General features: G+C 60.6%; 1 protein-coding gene and 1 pseudogene. Both read right to left on the reverse strand.

What is annotated here, in order from left to right; all coding sequences use genetic code 11:
* Positions 1-580: 580 nt before the first annotated feature.
* Positions 581-847, reverse strand: coding sequence for a hypothetical protein (locus MRY80_RS15485; protein WP_293291958.1), 267 nt, complete (start codon positions 845-847; stop codon positions 581-583).
* Between the two features lie 602 nt (positions 848-1,449).
* A pseudogene (locus MRY80_RS15490) lies at positions 1,450-2,966 on the reverse strand (lactate dehydrogenase); the annotation flags it as partial.

The following is a 2,966-nucleotide window of genomic DNA, read 5'->3' on the forward strand; positions in this document are numbered from 1 at the left end:
ACCGCGGAGCGGGCGGGCCGGTGCAACTGCGGCCGAGCGTCCCTGCCCGGCCGGACAAGCGGGGCTGTAAAGCCCTGCGAAGGACGACGGGCCGGGATGGCGCAGGCGGCGGTTGAGCGTTAGCGTCACCGGGCCCAACCGATCTGCGACCGGTCCCCATCCCGCTTTCTTCTTTTCCTCAGGCCGCCTCCACGGCCTTCTTCCCCTCCTTCAGAACTTCGTCCGCCAGATCGGCCTCGATTTCGGTAATTTGTGCTACTCTGCGGCAGAGATCTGTGTGGAAAGCGAAAAGCTCGGCCGGCCGCATAGTATGGACAAGGTTGGCCAAGGGTCGCCACAGCCGAACTAGTGAAAGATCCGGCCGCCTTCCTGCTCGCAGCAAAGGAATACGGTACGGAAGCCAATTGCGGCCCAAGGCCAAAGGCACCAGATCTGCGAATGGGCGAGACGATTATGATATGATGCTGAATCGCTTTGCACCAAAAGGAGCGCCGTCAAAATCCATACGGCAGCTGCTTTGATCGGCGCATGGCGCCCAACCTTCCCCGCCGCCGAAACAGGTTCTGATTTGTCTTCGAAATTACTCGGAGGTTCGAAGTTTGGTAGCGAGGTCCTCGACGGCTTCCTTCAGAAGCAGTGAGGCAGCTTCTACCTCGGTGGTACTGCCGTTTTCGGCTGCAACCTGCAGCGCATAGTGAAGCGCATCCAGTTCGGCGATCTCTGTAGCGAATTCTTTCCGTCGGTTCTCAAGGGCGGCAAGCACCAGTTCGCGGAAACGAGCCGCGCTGGCAGCATCTCCAACCCGAAATTGCCGAATGTACTCATGGATGCGGATAAAGTGCGGCATCGTGCTCTCTCGGAATCGCTTCAACTCTTTTGGGCGAACCCGCCGGGTATGGCACAAGGAGTCCATCTCCGCACAGTGTCTATCACCGACCTGCAAATATCCGCTAGTTGGTTGAAAATCGCCTCGGATTGCTTCCTAATCTTTCCTGAGTTCGCGCGAAAGGATGCAAGAATGCACGGCACGATGAACACGCAATTGTCCCCGCGGACGACAGGAGTAGATTGATCGTGGAGTCCCCGAGATATCCTCACCCCTATCCAGGTCGCGAGCAGGAATGCAGGAAGGCAATCAACCCCTCCTTCCATCGAATTCTTCGCGCCCTTTCCGAACAGGCCGATTCAGAAGACGCACTCAAGACAGCTGCGCGGCGTATCATACAAGCGCTCGACAAACCTTGGCAGCACAAGGCGTTGGCGGAAGAACTGGCTATGACCAGAGCATTGGCTCTAGTCGCCGGATGGGATGATGAGGAGGTTGAACGCGCCATCCGAGAGCTCGCTACGTCGGCGGAGCCGGATGTGCACTAAACGGATCGCTGGTCTTATCATTATTGGCCAATAGGCTGTTCAATAGGCCTCGATTCCCACCAGTCCCTCCCTTTTTCAGGCCACCCCCATGGCCTTCTTTCCCTCCTTCAGGACCTCGTCCGCCAGATCGGCCTCGATGGCGTCGAGCTGCCGGCGTTTGTCGGCAAGCTCCTCCTCGAAGCCGAATTCCCCGCCCTGACGCGACTGGTAGGATGCCAGGCGGCGCTTGGCGTCGTCGAGCCGGAAGCGATACTGCGACTGCTCGTCCTCGAAACCGGCGAGGACATGCTCGATGCGCGAGACCGCACCGAGCGGCGTGACGGTCAGGGCGAGATCGATGTCGGTTTCCGCGCCGGTCCGTGCGAGCGCGACGTCGTATTGGAATTCGTCGTTCCCAAAGCGCTTGCCGGAGAAGACGAGATCGAAGCCGCCGATTTTGGCTATCGTCTGCTCGTCCTCCTGCCGCAGATGCACGAGCGTCATGATTTCCTTCATCAGGGCGCGGCCCGCGGGTTTGCGGTCGGAAAACGATTGTCCGGCAATTGTCATGGCGAAGGCCTCGCCGGCGGTCGGAATCCTGCGCTCGATATCCTTGCCGATCTCAGCGATGCGCCGTGTGTCGTGTTCGATATCGCGTTCGGCATTGCGGATCTGGCGCCGGACCGCGAAGAGATCGTCGCGATGCGCCGCGCGCAAGCGTTCGAGCCGGGCAATGTCGGCTTCGAGGCCAGCCTTTTGCATCAGGCGCTGATCGCCTGACGCGATCGCCTTGGCCATGGCGAACTGGTTGGCCTGGCCCTCGCCGAGCTCTTCGAGCCGGCGCACGGAGGTGTCGCCGGAGAGCGCCGCGGCGATGAACCGGGCTTTGCGCTCGTTGTTCTGCCACATCTGCGCGTCCATCGAGCCTTCGGTGGCGTAGGCGAAGATTTCGATCTCCTCATGCTGATTGCCCTGCCGCTCGATGCGGCCCTCGCGCTGCTCGATCTGGGACGGCAGCCAGGGGACGTCGAGGTGATGCAGCGCCTTGAGGCGAAGCTGCGCGTTGACGCCGGTGCCCATGGTTTCGGACGACCCGATCAGGAAGCGGATTTTTCCGGCATTGACGTCCGCAAACAGTCGATGCTTCGCCTCGGTCTTCTTGTAGTCCTGCACGAAAGCGATTTCGGAGGCCGGAACGCCGAGGCGGACGAGCTCGTCGCGGATCCAGCGATAGGCGGAAAAGCCACGGGATTTCTCGACGCTGATCGTGCCGAGATCGGAAAAGATCATCTGCGCCGCGCCCGGCAGATCGAAGGGTTTTCCGTCGCGGGTCAGATACTCGTTCTGACCCGTTTCGCGCCAGATGCGGAAGCTGTTCTCGATCAGCTTGTTGAGCTTGTTGTTGGGCTCATTGTCATTGTCGGGATCGACCAGCCGCAGATCGATCGCCGCATGGCGTCCGTCGGTGATGACCGAAAGCAGAATGTCGTCGCCGGGCTGCGCCGGCCCCTCGCGTTTTTCGATCGCCTTGATGCGCGCCTCGAGCACCTGCTGATAGAGCTTGAAGTCGTCGGTCGGCTTGGCGGTGACGATCTGGCGCTTGCCCGTCGAGA

This window comes from Oricola sp. (assembly GCF_022763245.1).
In the GTDB taxonomy this organism is placed as follows: domain Bacteria; phylum Pseudomonadota; class Alphaproteobacteria; order Rhizobiales; family Rhizobiaceae; genus Oricola.